Consider the following 17,457-nt stretch of genomic DNA (forward strand, 5'->3'; position numbering starts at 1 on the left):
AACCGCCCCGTTCGGGGCGGATCATCGAGAGATATTTGCAGGGGAAGAGTCGAGCTAAATTGCCCGAGGGCCGGGCTCGTCCAACAAACGGTTCAGATCGTGGCTCGCTTCGCGATCACGATCTAACCTTAGTCGTTATGCATTGCGCTCATGGAGCGAGTTCTCGAATGCTTGGTGTTGCCGCCGAAAATATACTCACGCACTCGTTGGAAGTGACAACAAGCCACTCACGGCATGTAGCGCTTGCGATGGCCAGCCCGTTTTCTGCGGAAGCTCTGGATAGCCAACCACCCGAGGTAACTTCGTAAAGGACATGGCCAGTTCCATAGCACTGCCCACCTAGCCAAGTTGGCATGTCGCCTTCGTCGAGAAGCTGAAACCCAGAGTGATATGGAAAGAAAATTTCAACCGGTACAGATTTCGAAGCCGCACGTGGATACACCTCTACAACGATGTATAAGCCAACCACCGAAAAGCGAACTTCAAGAACGCAGGAGTCCCGGCGCTCATACTCAGCGGAAATGGGTTTGGCTTCAGAACGCATAACGTTAAGTGGACAGCCTAATTGACGAAAAACATTGCGTCAAAATGACATTCCCATTTTGTCTTTGCATGAAAAAGTCCTTACGATTCATAGGTCTTTTGCAATGTAGACCTTCCTAAAAAATGAGTACAAATGCGTCGCCGCCTCGGTTGCTCGATCTGGTTCGGGAGCGCATCCGGGTGAAGCACTACAGCATCCGTACCGAGCAAGCTTATGCACAACGCTCGCAAGGCTCGGGATCCAAGGCTCGGGATCAAATCTTGTAATACGACATTATTCGAGAAAAACAGGCGGCAGATCACGGTTTTCCGTCACGCGCTCCAAGATCGACGCGCCTTCTCAGCCATGCCGGATACCCGAACGCTACACCATTCCAAATGGAAGGCGCCACCCCTTCGTCATGGGTGGTGAGCGAGTTCGGTTGTCGTTAAGCCAGCAGCGCCGGCTGCTTCTGCCGATCTACACCCCTCCCTCAATGAAAATCCCGACTCCGCGTCGTCAGTTCCGCCATCCAGTCCGTCAGATCCACCAGCCGTTTCGCCAGCACATGCACCACGCGGCCGTCGCGTTGGAGTTGGCCGTAGACGCCGAGCAGGCGGGCACCGAGGAGGATCTGGCGTTGGCGTTCGGCGAGGTCTGAGTAGACGACGATGTTGCTCATGCCGGTTTCGTCTTCGAGGGTGACGAAGACGATGCCGCTGGCGGTGCCGGGGCGTTGGCGGCAGGTGACGATGCCGGCGGCGCGCACGAGGGCGGCGTGGGGGAGGTGCTGGAGGGTGTCCGCGGGGAGGAAGCGGCGTTCGGTGAGGCGCTCGCGCAGCAGGGCGAGGGGGTGGCGGCCGAGGCTGAAGCCGAGGCTGGCGTAGTCGGTGAGGATGGTTTCGCCTTCGCTGGCTTCGGGCAGGCTCACGGCGGCTTCTTGCGGCGGGGCGGTGTCGAAGAGGTCGCCCTGGCGGTGCAGGCCGCTGGTTTGCCACAGCGCAGCGCGGCGGTGGCCGCTGAGCGGTTTGAGTGCGTCGGCGGCGGCGAGGCGGTCGAGGTCGGCGCGGCTCAGGTCGGCGCGGTGGGCGAGGTCGTGCAGTGAGGTGAAGGGCGCCTGGGCGCGGGCGGCGTCGATGCGGGTGCCGGTGGCGTGGCTGAGGCCGGCGATTTCGCGCAGACCGAGGCGCACGGCCGGGCGTTCGTGCAGGGCGCCGGTGGGCTCGAGCGTGCTGTCCCAGGTGCTGCGGGTGATGTCGACCGGGCGCACGCGCACGCCGTGGCGCTGGGCGTCGTGCACGAGTTGGGCGGGGCGGTAGAAGCCCATGGGCTGGCTGTTGAGCAGGGCGCACAGGAAGGCTTCGGGCTCGTGCCACTTGAGCCAGGCGGAGGCGTAGGCGAGCAGGGCGAAGCTGGCGGCGTGTGATTCGGGGAAGCCGTATTCACCGAAGCCTTCGATCTGCCGGCACAGGGCGTCGGCAAATTCCTGCGTGTAGCCGCGTTCGGCCATGCCGGCGCGCAGCTTGTCCTTGAACTGCTGCATGTGGCCTTTGCGCCGCCACGAGGCCATGGCGCGGCGCAGCTCGTCGGCCTCGCCGGGGGTGAAGCCGGCGGCGACTTCGGCCAGCTTCATGACCTGCTCCTGAAAGATCGGCACGCCCAGCGTGCGTTCGAGTACGGCGCGCACGGCGGCGGGCAGCTTGGCCATTTCGCGCGCGGCTTCGGCGGGGTGGTTGCGGCGGCTGAGGTAGGGATGAACCATGTCGCCCTGGATGGGGCCGGGCCGGACGATGGCGACCTGCACCACCAGGTCGTAGAACTGGCGTGGCTTGAGGCGCGGCAGCATGCTCATCTGTGCGCGTGATTCGACCTGAAACACGCCGATGGAGTCGGCATTGCACAGCGCTTCGAAGGTGGCGGGGTCGGCGGCGGGGATGTCGGCCATTGTGACCGGCGTGCCGCGCCGCTGGCTGACCAGATCGAGCGCGCGGCGGATGACCGAGAGCATGCCCAGCGCCAGCACGTCGACCTTGAGCAGGCCGAGCGATTCGAGGTCTTCCTTGTCCCACTGGATGACGGAGCGCTCGGCCATGGCGGCGTTTTCGACCGGCACCAGCCGTGCCAGCGGGCCGTCGGAGATGATGAAGCCGCCGACGTGCTGCGACAGGTGGCGCGGCGTGCCGACGAGCTGCTCGGTGAGCGCCAGCCATTTGGAGACGCGCGGGCTGGCGGGGTCGAGGCCGATCTCGCGCAGGCGGTGCGGCAGCTGGTCGCGTTTGTCCCACCAGGCCATGGAGCGGGTGAGCGCGCTGATCTGTTCGGGGCTGAAGCCGAGCGCGCGGCCCACGTCGCGCAGCGCGCCGCGGGTGCGGTAGCGGATGACGGTGGCGGCCAGCGCGGCGCGCTCGCGGCCGTATTTGCGGTAGATGTACTGGATGACGATTTCGCGCCGCTCGTGCTCGAAGTCGACATCGATGTCCGGCGCTTCGCCGCGCTCGCGCGAGAGGAAACGCTCGAACAGCAAGGACGCACGCTGCGGGTCCACCTCGGTGATGCCGAGCGCGAAACACACCACCGAGTTGGCCGCCGAGCCGCGCCCCTGACACAGAATGCCCTCGCCGCGCGCGAAGCAGACGATGTCGTACACCGTCAAAAAGAAGGGCTCGTAGCGCAGCTCGGCGATGAGCGCGAGCTCTTTGTTGGCGGTGCGGGCGACCTCGGCGGGCACGCCGTCGGGGTAGCGGGTGCGCAGGCCGGTCTCGGTGAGGCGGCGCAGGTAGCTGGTGGCGGTGTCGCCGGCGGGGACGATCTCTTGCGGGTATTCGTAGCGCAGCTCGCTGAGTGAAAACTGGCAGCGATCGGCGATGCGGGTGGTCTCGGCGAGCAGCTCGGGCGGGTAGAGCCGGGCGAGGCGCAGCGGGTGGCGCAGGTGGCGCTCGGCGTTGGGGAAGAGCCGGCGGCCGGCCTCGAACACCGTGGCTTTGTGGCGCAGCGCGGTGAGTGTGTCTTGCAGCGGGCGGCGGTGGCGGCGGTGCATGTGCACATCGCCGGCGGCCACCAGCGGGAGGGCTGCCGCGTCGGCCAGGGCACGCCGGCGGGCGAGGCGGGCGGTGTCGTCCGGCCCGCTGTGCAGCTCGACGCCGACCCAGCCACGGCCGGCAAAGCGCTCGGCAAACCAGCGGGCGTCTGCCTCGGTGGCGGCCTCGTGCGGCAGCCAGATCGCGAGGCAGTCGGGCAGCGCGGCGGCGGGGGCGAGGGCGTCGATGTCGCCGCGGGTGAGGTGGTAGTCGCCCTTGTCGGCGCGGCGGCGGCCGAGCGTGATGAGCGCCGAGAGGTTGCCGTAGCCGGCGCGGTTGCAGGCCAGCACCACCAGCTTCAGCCCGCAGGCGAGGGTGAATTCGGCGCCGTAGATGAGTTTGAAGTCGGCCGGGTCGGCATTGAATTTTTCAGCCGCCAGCTTGAGGCCTTCGTGCGCGCGCACGGCGCCGGCCAGCGAGCATTCGTCGGTGATCGCCAGGGCGCGATAGCCGAGCTGCCAGGCGCGCTCGACCAGTTCTTCGGGGTGCGAGGCGCCGCGCAGAAAGCTGTAGTTGGACACGCAATGCAGCTCGGCGTAGGCCGGCCGCGGCGTGTGCTTGGCGGACTCAGGCGAACTGGCCATGCAGCCACCAGCCTTGGGCGTCGCGGTAGATCCACAGCCACGCGCCCTGCGCGGTGGTGGCCACAAAGTAGTCGCGGCGCAGGTCGCCGGTGGCTTCGTCCTGATCCCACCAGCCGCTCTCCAGGCGCTCGGCGCGGGTCAGCAGATTGAGCGCGGCGCCGGCGTAGGTGGGCCGGCCGGCGACTTCGTGCAGCGCCTGCGGCTTGGCTTGCAGCCACAACGGACGCGGGGGCGAGGCGGTGTCGGGCGCATCTTTGGGCTCGGGCCAGGGGATGGCGCGGGTGGCGCATTCGGGGCGGTGGTCGTCCTGCACCGCGAGGCCGTGCACGGCGGCGTCGCCGAGCCGGGCGCGCAGGCGCTCGATGACTGGCGCGATGTTGCCGGTGTCTTGCTGGCCGAACAGCGCCACGCTGCTGCCGGCCAGCGCTTGCGGCGCGTCGGCGTGCAGATGCAGCTCGGTGACCGGCGCGGCGAGGCGGTGGCGTTCGAGTTGCTCGCGGGCGACGCGGATCAGGCGCTCGGCGTCGCGGGTGGGCGAGGCAAAGCCGAGGGGTAGATGCGTGGCGGGGATGTCTTCATGGTCGAGCACCAGCGTGCAGGTGGTGATGCCGAGCATGCGCGCCTGCAGCCAGCCGGCCAGCGCCATCAGTAGGCGGCGGGCGGCGAAGAGCAGATGGTCGGCGACTTCGACCTTAGCCGGCAGCTCAAGCCGCTGCACAAAGCGCTCGGGGAAGGCGAAGGGCGGCTGCGGGTCGGGCAGCTCGCCGCGCGCCCGCGCCAGTTGCAGCGGCAGCGCCTTGCCGAAGCGGTGGCCGACGGTGGCGCCGGGCAGGGCAAAGAGCTGCGCCAGCGTGCGCAGGCCGAGCGCGTGGAGGCGGCGTTCGGCGGCGTCCTTGAGGCCGAGCACTTCGACCGGCAAGGTGGCGAGCGCGGCTTGCCAGTGCGCGGTGGTGCTGTCGGCATGGGTGAGCCAGCGCGCGGCCAGCGGCGTGGGGGCGAGGCCAAAGCGCAGGCTCAGGCCTTGCGACTGCCCGCCGTCGCGGATCTTGCCGAGCAGCGGCTCGAGCCCGTCAAACAATTGCAGGCAGCCGCCGATTTCGAGCAGCAAGGTGTCGGGCGGGGCGAGGCTGACCGTCGGGGTGAAGTTGCCGGCCCAGCAGGCCAGCGATTCGAGCGCGGCGAGTTCGCGCTCGGCCTGGCGTTCATGCGGGCGCAGGCCGGGCAGTAGGGCGAGGGCGTCGGCCAGACGCTGGCCGGGGCGGATGCCGGCCTCGGCGGCCGTGGTATCCGCGGCGATGATGCGCTGCTGCGCGATGGCAGCGGCCGGCGCGGGCAGCGCCAGCACCTCGACGGGGAGTCGGAAAAAGTGAATCGCCAGCCACAGCATGGGTCAGGGCCGTCAGGCGACGTGCGGCTCCCGACGTGGCACCGGCTCGGCGGGGCGGACACGGCGCACCAGACGCGACCACGGCAGCGGCCGCTCGATGGCGAGGCTGATCGGCTGCGCCAGCGGCGGGCCACGGCGCTTGAGAATGTCGAGCTGCAGACCGGTGTTGCTGCCACGCAGGGCAATGCGCAGTGGCGCGGGCGAGGGTTGGTTGGCGACGCGCTCGGGGCGGAAGACGAGGCTCAGGCAACGGGTGCCGCTGCTGGCCAGTTGCAGGCGGCGCAGGCTGCGGGCGTCGGCGGTGGGTAGCCAGACGAGCAGCGCGGCCAGCGCGCCACTGCCGAGCAGTTGCTCGCAGGCCCAGGCGGCGTCGGCGCCCTCGGCCTCGACCACCAGCAGGCGCGACAGCGGCAGGCCGAGCGACTGCCAGGCCGGGGCGTGAACTTGCGCGGGCGGGGCGACGATGACGATCCAGCCGGCGTCGGCGTCGAGCTGGCGCAGCGCGGGCAGAAACAGGCTGAGCTCGCCAATGCCGAGTCCGCCGCTGAGTATTTCGGTCAGCCCGCCGCAGGGCCAGCCGCCGTCGGGCAGCACCGCGTCGAGCGCGGCAAAGCCGCTGCCCAGCGCTGCCTCGGCGTGATGCGCGCAGGCGCCGCCGCGCCAGAGGTCGGCACGTTGGAGCAGGTCATCGAGGGCGGCGGGGGTGGCGGACATGGGGCTTCAAAACACGCGGGGAATGCTCTCATTGTTGTCGCTGAGGCGTGGGTGTCAAGCGACTTGTCGGGCGGGAAAAAGCCGCTTTTGTGCTTGATCCCAGTGCCGGCGCGGGGGGCGTCGGCGTAGATAAATTTTGTGTTTGAGGCGCGGAATCAGGATCGCGCGACGGGGCTCGGCGTGGAACCTTGAATGGCAGCCTGTGTCTGCCAGGCTTGCAGCGTCTCGATGTCGTGTCGGGTCGGCTTCAGCCGACCATGGCGGGTTGAAACCCGCCCTACAATGGTCGGCGCGACCGAGCGTGCTTTCAGGAGAGTGTGGTTTGAGCCAGACAATGAATGCCTCTGATGAGACGCCCGTGCTAACCCTTGATGTGGTGGCCGATTTCGTGTGCGTGTGGTGCCATGTGGGCACAGCGCGACTCGATGCCGCGTTGGCGTTGCTGGCCGAGCAGCGGCCGGATGCGCGGGTGGTGGTGCGCCACCGGCCTTTCATGCTCGACCCGGACATGCCGGCCGAGGGACATGCCTACCCCGAGCATCTGGTGCGCAAGTTCGGCAGCATGGACGCGGTGAAAGGCTTGCAGGCGCAGGTGAGCGCCGCAGCCGAGGGCAGCGGCGCGCACTTCAACTTTGCGGCGATCAGCCGCCGGCCGTCGACCGTCAAGGCGCATCGCCTGATCCTGCGTCTGCAAAACGCGGGGGCCGACGCCGGCCGGGTGGATGCGCTGGTGGCGGCGATCTTTCGCGCCTACTTCGAGCAGGGGCAGGACATCGGGCGCAGCGAAGTGTTGGCTGCGCTGGCGACGGACGCCGGCCTCGGCGGGCCGGATCTGCCGGCTTGGCTGGACGGCGATGATCTGGCTGACGAGGTGCAGCGCCAGCACCACGCGATCAGCGCCCGCGGCGTGAACGGCGTGCCGTGTTTCATCCTCAATGACCGCGTTGCTCTGAGCGGCGCGCAGCCGTCCGAGATGCTGTTGCGGGCGATGCTCGACAATCTGCCCGGCGGCTGAGGGTTGGCGCGCCGGTGATCGGCCGGCGCAATTCAAGGCGTGTTTGGGTCGAGGCTGCTGTGGGGTGGCGGCCTTGACGCGTCTGTCGTCGCCGTGCGCACGTGCGCTGTCAAAAAGCCTTGATCTAAATTTGTAAATAAGATAGATTCGCATTTGCATTGTGCGGTGCGGAGCCGCGTTTGCGCCCGGATCGAGCGCGCTTGATCCAGAACAAAATTCCCCGATAGCCAGCCATCGCCAGCCAATCGTACTCAACCCCTTCGCTGAAGGATGGTGCGCAGGTTGCGCACAGGCTGGGCGCCGATACCCGCGGGTTTGCGGGGCGTCGGAGTCTCTTGCAGACAGTGTCATCTCGCTGCCGCGTGTTGCCGGCGCGATGGCGCGTGTGGCGGGAGCGCTGGTTTGTGTCGTCCTTGTCGCCGGGCTTTGGCGCTTTTGCTGCAGGGCGATATGAAAAACAAGACCGTCAAGACCCAGATCCCCGCGAGTTTTCGCGTTCAGACCCGAACCCAGACCGGCGCCGTGGCGCGTACCGGGCTGGCGTTGGGCATGTCCACCGCCGTGCTGATGCCGGCGGCGTTTGCGCAGTCGAACGAAACACAACAGCTCGCGCCGGTGACCGTGGTGGAGACTGCGATCGACCCCAACCCCAACGCCGAACCGGGCGTGCCTTACAAGGCCAAGACCTCGGGCGATGAGCGCCACACCCGCCCGCTGGCCGAGACGCCGCAGACCATCACCGTGCTGACCCAGCAGCAGATGCTCGACACCGGCCGCAGCGATCTGCGTGACATCCTCCGCGCGCAGCCGGGCATCACGCTGGGCACCGGCGAGAACGGCAATGCCTTTGGCGACCGCTACATCATCCGCGGCCAGGAAGCGCGCAGCGACGTGTTTGTGGATGGCCTGCGCGACCCCGGCATGACGGTGCGCGAGAGCTTTGCCGTCGAGCAGCTGGAAATCACCAAGGGCCCGAGCTCGACCTTTGCCGGGCGGGGCGCCACCGGCGGCGCGATCAACGCGGTGACCAAGCAGGCAACCACCGATGTGGACTTCACCAAGCTGTCGGCTGGCATCGGCACCGACAGCTATCGCCGCCTGAGCGCCGACACCAACTATGTGCTGACTGACACCGCCGCCATCCGGGTGAACCTGCTGCATGGCTACCAGGACGTGCCCGACCGCGCGCCGGCCGACCGCGAACGCAACGGCGTGGCGCTGTCCTTCAACATCAAGCCGACCGAGCGGCTCGACATCACCGCCGACTACTACCACCTCGACGCCATCGACAAACCGGACCTCGGCTCGTGGCTGGTCAATGGCAAGCCGCAGACCAATATCCCGGTGTATGCGCAGTCGGGCGACTTCCTCGAGTCGACGGTGGATACCTACACCGTGCGCGCCAAGTACCAGGTCAACCCCAGCGTGCGCATCACCAACCTGACCCGCTACGGCACCACCGACAACGGCTACGTGGCCACCAGCGCCCGCGCCACCACCACCCATGCCACCAACCCGGGCGGTGTGTACGACACCGTGGTGCTCGGCACCCACCAGGGCTGGCAGGAGGTCGAGTACTTCGCCAACCAGACCAACCTGTATGTAGAGCAGGAGATCGCCGGGATGAAGCACGAGTTCATCTTTGGGCTGGAGTTCTCCGACCACAGCGTGCTCAACGGGCAATACACCACCAGCAACGCCTCGAACTGCGTCACCAGCGGCCGGGGTGGCGGCGCCAGCAACAGCGGCTGCCTCACTGATGCCTCGGGCAACTATGTGGCCAACATCGACAGCGTGCTCAATCGCCAGGTCAGCCGCGGTGCCTCGGACATCGACTGGAACGTGAAGACGATCTCCCTGTCGGCCATGGATACCGTCGACCTCAACGACAAATGGACGCTCTTCGGCGGCCTGCGCTATGACCGCTTCGATTACCGCACGCTGGCGGGGACGACCACCAAGACCGAGTGGAAGCTGGAAGACGGGTTGTGGAACGGCCACCTCGGCCTGACCTACAAGTTCCGCCCCGACGCCAATGTGTACTTCACCTACAGCACCGCCAGCGACTTCAACGGCGGCGAGTCGGATGTGACCTCGTGCGACTACGGCGGCATCTGCGTGCCGGCCACCGGGCCCGGCGGCACGCTGAGCACCGCCGAGCGCCAGGCGCTGTTCGCGCAGAGCAGCCCGGAGCTGTCGGAAAACATCGAGCTGGGCACCAAGTGGAACGTCAACGGCGGCCGCATGCTGGCGACCGCAGCGGTGTTTCAGGTGACCAAGAGCGATGTGATGGAAGTGCTGGGCGGCGCCAGCTACACCGACATTGGTGCCATCAACTCGGGCAAGTACCGGGTGCGTGGCGTCGAGTTTTCACTGGCCGGCGAGGTCATGCCCAAGCTGACCGCGCAGGGCGGCGTGGCCTTCATGAACGCCAAGTGGCTGCGCTCGCAGGACAGCAGCCGGGTGGGCAACGGTTTGTCCAACTTCCCCGAAACCACCGCCTCGGTGCTGCTCAACTACCAGGCCACGCCCAAGTTCAGCTTCGGCGGCAATGTGACCTACCAGAGCAAGAAGTTCTCCGGCACGCCCGAGTCGCCCGAGTCGCTCAACATCAAGGTGCCCGAGTACACCGTGTTCGACCTGTTCGCGGCCTACAAGATCGACCGCAACACCAGCGTGCGTCTGAACATCGGCAACGTCACCGACGAAACCTACTACCTCGCGGCTTATCGCTCCGGCGCCATGCTCTACCTGGGCGATGCCCGCAACGCCCGCCTGACGCTCAACTACGACTTCTGAGCGAAGGGGGTATCCAGCGCCGGGCCGGGTGGCCCGGCGTTTTTGTATTGATGGGAGCTTCATGACCGCACACGCCACGCTGGACCACATCCCGCGCGACATCCTCTGCGCCGCCGACTACGAAGCGCTGGCGCCGCAGTTCATCGCCGCGCCCGCGCTGGCCTACATCGCCGGCGCCAGTGGCGATGAGCGCACGCTGCGCGCCAATCGTCGCGCCTTCGAGCGCTGGCAGATCCTGCCCCGTCTGCTGCGCGACGTCACCGCCGGGCATACGCGCAGCACGGTGCTCGGCCGCCCCTGGCGCCACCCCATCGCGCTGGCGCCGCTGGCCTACCAGACGCTGGTGCATCCGGCCGGCGAGATTGACACCGCGCGCGGCGCGGCCGCCGCCGCCGCCTGCCTGACGGTCAGCACGCTCGCCTCACACCCGATCGAAGACATCGCCCGCGCCAGCGAGGGTGACAAGTGGTTTCAGCTCTACTTTCAGCCGCAGCGTGAAGCCACGCTGGATCTCATCCAGCGCGCCGAGCAGGCTGGCTATACCGCGCTGGTGGTCACACTCGATGCCTCGGTGCAGAGCCCCAGCCGACGGGCCGTGCGTGCCGGCGTTGCGCTGCCGGGCGCGGTCAATCTGGCGCGCTACGCCGTGCCGCCGCAGCGGGCACTGGCCGCGGACGCGAGCCTCATCTTTCAGGGCGCCATGCGCGAGGCGCCCACCTGGGCCGACCTGCGCTGGCTGCTGTCGGCCACCCGCTTGCCGGTGCTGGTCAAGGGCGTGCTGCGCGCCGACGATGCGCTGGCCCTGCGCGATGCCGGCGTGGCCGGGCTGATCGTCTCCAACCACGGTGGCCGCGCGCTCGATGGCGTGCCCGCCAGCCTCGCCGCGCTACCGGCCATCCGCCGCGCGGTGGGCGCCGAGCTGCCGGTGCTGCTCGACAGCGGTGTGCGCAGCGGCAGTGATGTGTTCAAGGCGCTGGCGCTGGGCGCCTCGGCGGTGATGGTCGGCCGCCTGCAGGTATACGCGCTGAGCGTGGCCGGCGCGCTGGGCGTGGCGCACCTGCTGCGCACCTTGCACCAGGAACTTGAGCTGTGCATGGCCATGGCCGGCTGCGCCACGCTGGCCGATATCGATTCCACCCTGATCTGCGAGAATTCTGATGTTGATCCCGATTGAAAATGTCTTGAGCAAAGATGAGGTGCGCCGCTTCCGCGAGCGCCTCGACGCCGCCGACTGGCAGGACGGCCTGGCCACGGCCGGCACGCTGGCCCGCCATGTGAAACGCAACGCCCAGCTCGACGACGCCTCGCCGCTGGCCGTGGAACTCGGGCAGGCCATTTTGCGCCGTCTGGGCGAGACGCCGCTGTTCGTCTCGGCGGCCTTGCCGGGCAAGATCTACCCGCCCAAGTTCAACCGCTATGCCGACGGCGGCACCTACGGCGCGCATGTCGACAGCGCCGTGATGCATGTGCCCGGCACCGGCGTGTCGCTGCGCACCGACCTGTCGGCCACGCTGTTTCTGGCCGAGCCGGACGAGTACGACGGTGGCGAGCTGGAGATCGAAGGCCCCTTCGGCATCCAGGCCGTCAAGCTGGCGGCCGGCGACATGGTGCTCTACCCGTCGAGCAGCCTGCACCGCGTCACCCCGGTGACCCGTGGCGCACGGGTGGCCTCCTTCTTCTGGATCGAAAGCCTGGTGCACAACGACGCCGCGCGCACCGTGCTGTTCGACCTCGATCAGGCCATTCAGGGCCTCAATGCCACCGTGGCGGCAGACGACGCCAACCTGCTGAAGCTGACCGCTGTCTACCACAACCTTTTGCGGCTGCATGCCGCGACCTGAAAGGATGCGATCCATGATGCTTCGCAAGCTTACCGCCGCGCTCGCCGTGGTTTTTGTCAGCCAGGGGGCGTTCGCCGAAGAGGCCGTCCTCAACCTCTACTCCGCCCGCCACTACCAGACCGACGAAGCGCTCTACGAGGGCTTCACCCGCCAGACCGGCATCCGTATCAATCGCATCGAAGGCAACGAGCAGGAATTGCTCGAACGCATCCTCGCCGAGGGCGACAACAGCCCGGCCGATGTGCTGATCACCGTCGACGCCGCGCGTCTGGCGCAAGCCGAGGCCTACGGCATCTTCGCGCCGGTGAAGTCGGTCGTGCTGGAGGCGCGCATTCCCGCGCATCTGCGGTCGGCGCACTGGTTCGCCTTTTCGACCCGTGCGCGGGTGATCATCTTCAACCAGCGCAAGCTCAAGGCCGCCGATGTGGCGACCTACGAATCGCTGGCCGACCCCAAGCTCAAGGGGCTGCTGTGCAGCCGCTCGGGCGCCCACCCGTACAACCTGTCGCTGGTCGCCTCGCAGATCGCACACCACGGCGAAGCGGCCACCGAAGCCTGGGCGCGCGGCATGGTGGCCAACTTTGCGCGTGCGCCCAAGGGCGGCGATTCGGACCAGATCAAGTCGGTGGCGGTGGGCGAGTGCGGCGTGGCGGTGTCGAACAGCTATTACCTGGCCCGCATGATGGCCTCCGAGCGGGTCGAGGAGCGCAACCTGCTCAAGCGGGTCGGCATCGTGTGGCCCAACCAGGGCGCTTATGGCACGCATGTGAATGTGTCCGGCGGCGGCATGGTCAAGACCAGCAAGAACCGCGCGGCGGCCGTGGCCTTCCTCGAATACCTCGCCAGCGACGAGGCCCAGCGCTACTTCGCCAACGCCAACAACGAGTGGCCGGCCGTGCCGGGGGTGAAGATCGACAACCTCGAACTCGACGAACTCGGCCGCTTCACCGCCGACACCCTGCCGCTGCCGACCCTCGCCAACAATCTCGTCGCCGCGCAAAAGCTGCTCGACCGCGCCGGCTACCGCTGATCAGCGCAATAGCACGCCCGGCAGCCACATCGAGAAGGCCGGGATGTAGGTGATCAGCAGCACGCCGACGGCCAGCACCGCCAGCGCCGGCAGCACGGCGCGGGCGACCTCGCCGATCGGCTTGCCGAAGCGGTAGGAGGCGAAGAACAGGTTCATGCCCACCGGCGGGGTGAGGAAGCCGAGCTCCATGTTGGCCAGGAAGATCACCCCGAGGTGCACCGGGTGGATGCCAAAGGCCAGACCGATGGGCACGATCAGCGGTGTCACCACAATGATCGCCGAGTAGATGTCCATGAAGGCGCCGACCAGCAGCAGCAAGCCGTTGAGCGCCAGCAGGAAGACCCACGGCGAGGCGATGCTGGCCTGCACCCACTCGGACACCTGGTCGGCGATCTGCGCGTCGATCAGGTAGTTGGTGAAACCCAGCGCCATGCCCAGGATCAGGATGATGCCGCCGACCAGCAGGCCGCACTCGGCCATGACGCGCGGCACATCGCGGGTGAGTGACAGGTCGCGGTAGATCAGCACCTCGACGATGAAGGCATACAGCGCGGTGAGCGCGGCGGTCTCGGTCGGTGTCACCAGGCCGCTGGCCAGCCCACCGAAGGTCACCAGCGGAATGGCCAGCTCCCACTTGGCCGCCTTGAGCGCGGCGAGCGCCTCGGCCGCGTCGAAGGGCGTGGGTGCCGTGTCTTTGGGCTGGCGCCAGATGCCCAGCAGCACCAGCATTGTGGTCATCACTGCGGCCGGCACCACGGCGGCGAGCAGCATGGTTTCGATCGGCTGGCGGGCGATGATGGCGTAGAGAATCAGCGGCAGCGCGGGCGGGATCAGCACGCCGAGCGAACAGCCGCTGGTGATCAGGCCGATGCCCGCGCGCTCCGGGTAGCGCACCCCTTGCAGCAGCGGCATGAGCAAGCCGCCGAGGGCCAGGATGGTGACGCCAGAGGCGCCGGTAAATGAGGTGAAGAAAGCGGTCAGCAGCACCGTGACCAGCGCCGCGCCGCCGCGAAAGCGGCCGAACAGCGCGCGGAAGACACGGATCAGCCGCGCCGGCGCGCCGCCTTCGGCCAGAAAATAGCCGGCCAGCGTGAATAGCGGAATCGCCGGTAGCGACGGGTTGACGGTGAGCTGGTAGTGGTTGAGCGGAATCGCCGCCAGCGGCAGCTCATCGCTCGCGAACAGCAGCAGTGCCACGCCACCGAGCACCACAAACACCGGCGCGCCAAGCAGCACGGCCAGCACCAGCAGCGCCACCACCGGCGTGGCGGTGCTGCTGAAGCTTGCCACGCCGAGCAGGGCGGCGGCCACCACGAGGCTCAGCGCCCGGTCGGTGAAGCGCTCGCCCGAGCGGATCCACAGCCGCAGCGCGATCAGCGCAAAGCCGGCTGGCATCACCGCTTCCACCCACCACACCGGCACGCCGTAGGCAAGCAGGTTGCCGCCCTCGCGCTCGACGATGACGAAGTCGGCCGCCGCGCTGGCCAGCACCCCGGTCACCGCCATCGCCAAGCCACCGGCCGCGGCACGATGCACCCAGCGAAAACGCTCGGGCACCCAGCGGCCCAGACCGGCGATGCTCAGCAGCCGCCCCTCGCGCGCCGCCACTGCCGCACCGAGCATGCCGACCAGCAGCACGCCGTGCTGCACCAGCGCCGCGGCATTGGCCACGCCCACCGACAGCGTGCTGCGCAAGGTGATCTCCAGCACCGGCAGCAGCACCATGGCCGCCAGCACCAGCGACAGCAGGGTGTCTTCAACGCGGTGCACTCGCCACCACGGGCCAGCGCGTTCGGAAGGGGCGTCGTAGATCGGCGGGGATTCAGCGGGACGGGGCATGGATGATTCCGGCGGGAGCCAGACGCGGCCCCCGGGTTAGGCGCAGAGGGGCTTACTTGTTGCGGGCGCGGTAGTCGGCGAGCAGGCGGGTGACTTCGTCGAAGGTTTCGGCAGGCACCAGCCGGCCGCGGATCTGCGGATAGACCGACTCGGCCAGTGCCTGCCAGGCCGCCATCTGCTCGGGGCTTGGCCGGGTGACCTTGAGGCCGCGTTTGACCATGGCCGCGACGGCATCGTCCACCTCTTTGCGGGCCTGAGCACGCATCTTCTCGCCCGCCGTGCGGGCCGCTTCGCGCAGCGCCGTTTGGCCGGCCGGGCTCATGCTGTCCCAGGCCTTGCGGGTGACCACCAGCGCGCCGACGATGGGCGCCCAGTTCAGTTCGAGCATGTGCGGCGCCGGGCCACTGAACTGCGCCGCCAGCGCGTAATAGGGCGTGGCCGGCACGACCTCGATCAGCCCGGTCTGCAGGGCGGGCAGGATGTCGGCGGTTTCGAGCGACACCGGCTGGTAGCCGAGCGCCTTCATCACCTCCATCTGCTCCGGCTCGCCGGCCCAGGTGAACATCTTCATCGATTTGAAATCGTCCGGCGCGGCGGCCGGCTGCTGCGAGAAAAAGCGCACCCAACCCGCGTCGCCCCAGGACAGGACCACGTAACCCTTGTCGTAGAAGCGCTTCTCCATCGCCGGGCGCAGCTGCTCGCGCACATGGTCGACCTCGTCCCAGCTGCGGAACATCAGCGGCAGGGTCTGCAGCGCCGACACACTCGGGTCGATCTCGCGCAGCCCGACCACCGACAGCAGCCCGCCGTTGAGCTGGCCGATGCGCATGCGTTTGACGGTGTCGGACTCGCCGCCCTGCGCACCGTCGGTGAACACGATCAGCTTAGAACCGTCGCCCTGCGCCACCCTCCACGCCTCGCCCATTTCGAGCAGGGCGCGGTGGTAGAGCGAGTTCTTGGGCGCCAGCGTGCCCAGGCGCAGGGTGAGCTTCTCGGCCAGGGCCGGGCCGGTGGCGAGAACGAGCAGGACGAGAAGAAGACGGCGAATCCGGTCGGGCATGCATTACTCCAGAAAGAGGTCGTCCACGCGCCCCTGCAGCCAGCGGGCGCGGCGTTGAAGAATCAGGTTTTCAAGGCGATGGGCAGGGTCGGCGTCGGCATCGATGGCCAGCGCGGTGCCGAGCAGGGCGAGGAATTCGGCACGGTGCTGCTCGGGTACCGCCACCGCCTCGGCCAGCGCCAGATACGGTCCGGCCTGGCGGCCGTGCGAGAGGGCCACGGCCGCGTCGAAATGCCCGCGTGCCGTGGCTGCCGGCGCGGCCTCGTCGGCGCGCGACATGGCAAACGTGATCATGAAGGTGTGCAGCGCTCCGGCGTCGAAACCCGGATCGAGCGCCAGCGCCCGGTCCATCATCGCGCCCACCACCGGCAGGTCGGCGACCGCCTCCGGGGTGTCCGTGGACAGCGCAATCGCCGCCGCCCAGGCTGCCGCTGTCCAGTACAGCGCGGGCACATCGGCGGCGGTGGTTGGCGCAAGTGCCGCCTCGGCCTGCGTGCGCAGCGCGGTGTTGATGCCCGGGTGTGCCACCGCCAATGCCCGCAGGCCGTAACCCCTGGCGCGTACATACAGCCGCCGCGCCCGCTCGCGCTGGGCAAAGGCGGCGCCCACGTCCTCGGCCTCGATCTCGTCTGCGCCTTGCTGCACGAAGCCGTAGGCGTACTGCGTAAAGCCCCGCGCCGCTGCCAGCAGCAAACCCGCGTGCCCGGGCCGCTCGGCCAGCAGGCTCTCCATCAGCTTGAGCGAAAACGGCGCCGCGTCGCGCACCAGCGCCGGGTCATCATCGGCGCTGAACGTCGCCCCCGAGCCCGCCAGCGCATCGCCAAGCCGGTCGACGGCCAGGTGCTGCACCGAACAGGCGCTCAAGGCGCACGCCACCGTCATCAGGACTACCGCTCGTCGAAACACCATGCGCAAACGCACTCCGCGAGGAGGGGAGAAGGCGCGAGTTTATGAAGCGAGGCGGGGTGTGGGCAAAAGAAGTTTTTGTTAAAACGCGCCCCAGACGGACTGCGCGTGCCGTGCCACAACGGAAAAAGCCGCTGATCCTCGCGGGCCAGCGGCTTTTGTATTTGTTGGTGGTGATGGGCGGAATCGAGCCACATCACCTTCACGTCTGCCAGAAGCCGCTAACTCACGAGGGTTTGGAGCCGCGTCGGGATCTGTTTTATAAATTGTGTCACACCTTTGTGACACCCTGCCAAGAGAGTATAAGGTTGTCGCCCTTCGATCTGAGAAAAATTTTTCTCGACAGCCTTCAGGGAGTCGGTTTTTTTTCTAAGGCATACATCCTCACGCTGTAAGGTTATAAAGTCTGAGCGGCGCGATGGAAGCCATCCGTACACCATCCAAACCTTTCATCCGCGCGCTATGTTCACGGTCGCGTCGTGGTGGTGTCTCGTAGGCCACCTCTGGCGGATAACGGCATCTTGAGGGGTGCAATATCCAATGATAAATGCAATTTAAGGGGTGACGGACGCAGGTTGCTTGTCACCCCTTAAGTTGCTCTAGTCTGTCACCCCTTAATCGCCTGTGTTTGCAATGGTTTCGGCTATGTTGTTTGATGCACAGACTTCGTCTGTGAGGCGAG

At 67.5% G+C, this 17,457-nt stretch carries 11 protein-coding genes; 5 read left to right on the forward strand and 6 right to left on the reverse strand.

Annotation, left to right across the window (positions count from 1 at the left end; all coding sequences use genetic code 11):
• Nucleotides 1-1,016 precede the first annotated feature (1,016 nt).
• From FHP89_RS18440 to imuA, 3 genes are read right to left on the reverse strand one after another with little or no spacing between them, the layout of a single operon-like run.
• On the reverse strand, nucleotides 1,017-4,184 hold the full coding sequence (locus FHP89_RS18440; protein ID WP_144179407.1) for an error-prone DNA polymerase: 3,168 nt from the start codon (nucleotides 4,182-4,184) through the stop codon (nucleotides 1,017-1,019).
• Entirely contained in the window at nucleotides 4,168-5,571 is a 1,404-nt protein-coding gene (locus tag FHP89_RS18445) for a Y-family DNA polymerase (RefSeq protein WP_144179408.1), read from the reverse strand. The genes FHP89_RS18440 and FHP89_RS18445 overlap by 17 nt, the downstream gene beginning before the upstream one ends.
• 12 nt (nucleotides 5,572-5,583) lie before the next feature.
• The gene (gene imuA / locus FHP89_RS18450) at nucleotides 5,584-6,285 is read right to left on the reverse strand and encodes a translesion DNA synthesis-associated protein ImuA (protein WP_144179409.1); all 702 of its coding nucleotides are present in this window, start codon (nucleotides 6,283-6,285) and stop codon (nucleotides 5,584-5,586) included.
• A 358-nt stretch (nucleotides 6,286-6,643) separates the two neighbouring features.
• On the opposite strand from imuA, the gene FHP89_RS18455 reads away from it, so the two are divergent.
• From FHP89_RS18455 to FHP89_RS18475, 5 genes are all read left to right on the forward strand, one after another.
• A complete protein-coding gene (locus FHP89_RS18455; RefSeq protein WP_186300384.1) occupies nucleotides 6,644-7,300 on the forward strand; it encodes a DsbA family oxidoreductase in 657 nt (218 codons plus the stop codon).
• 450 nt (nucleotides 7,301-7,750) lie between these two features.
• Entirely contained in the window at nucleotides 7,751-10,099 is a 2,349-nt protein-coding gene (locus FHP89_RS18460) for a TonB-dependent receptor (RefSeq protein WP_144179411.1), read from the forward strand.
• A gap of 61 nt (nucleotides 10,100-10,160) precedes the next feature.
• Nucleotides 10,161-11,273 (forward strand): alpha-hydroxy acid oxidase, encoded by a 1,113-nt coding sequence (locus FHP89_RS18465; RefSeq protein WP_144179412.1) that lies wholly within the window; start codon nucleotides 10,161-10,163, stop codon nucleotides 11,271-11,273.
• A gap of 7 nt (nucleotides 11,274-11,280) precedes the next feature.
• Nucleotides 11,281-11,940 (forward strand): Fe2+-dependent dioxygenase, encoded by a 660-nt coding sequence (locus FHP89_RS18470; RefSeq protein WP_260851669.1) that lies wholly within the window; start codon nucleotides 11,281-11,283, stop codon nucleotides 11,938-11,940.
• Nucleotides 11,941-11,956: 16 nt separating this feature from the next.
• Nucleotides 11,957-12,970, forward strand: coding sequence for an extracellular solute-binding protein (locus tag FHP89_RS18475; RefSeq protein WP_391525940.1), 1,014 nt, complete (start codon nucleotides 11,957-11,959; stop codon nucleotides 12,968-12,970).
• Here the strand turns inward: FHP89_RS18475 and FHP89_RS18480 are convergent, their stop codons facing one another.
• From FHP89_RS18480 to FHP89_RS18490, 3 genes are read right to left on the reverse strand one after another with little or no spacing between them, the layout of a single operon-like run.
• Entirely contained in the window at nucleotides 12,971-14,809 is a 1,839-nt protein-coding gene (locus FHP89_RS18480; RefSeq protein ID WP_144179415.1) for a TRAP transporter large permease, read from the reverse strand.
• A 52-nt stretch (nucleotides 14,810-14,861) separates the two neighbouring features.
• On the reverse strand, nucleotides 14,862-15,869 hold the full coding sequence (locus FHP89_RS18485) for a TRAP transporter substrate-binding protein (RefSeq protein ID WP_144179416.1): 1,008 nt from the start codon (nucleotides 15,867-15,869) through the stop codon (nucleotides 14,862-14,864).
• Nucleotides 15,870-15,872: 3 nt separating this feature from the next.
• Nucleotides 15,873-16,778, reverse strand: a complete 906-nt coding sequence (locus tag FHP89_RS18490; RefSeq protein WP_144179417.1) for a TRAP transporter TatT component family protein — start codon at nucleotides 16,776-16,778, stop codon at nucleotides 15,873-15,875.
• Nucleotides 16,779-17,457: the final 679 nt, after the last annotated feature.

The organism is Denitromonas ohlonensis, assembly GCF_007625205.1.
Taxonomy (GTDB): Bacteria; Pseudomonadota; Gammaproteobacteria; order Burkholderiales; family Rhodocyclaceae; genus Nitrogeniibacter; species Nitrogeniibacter ohlonensis.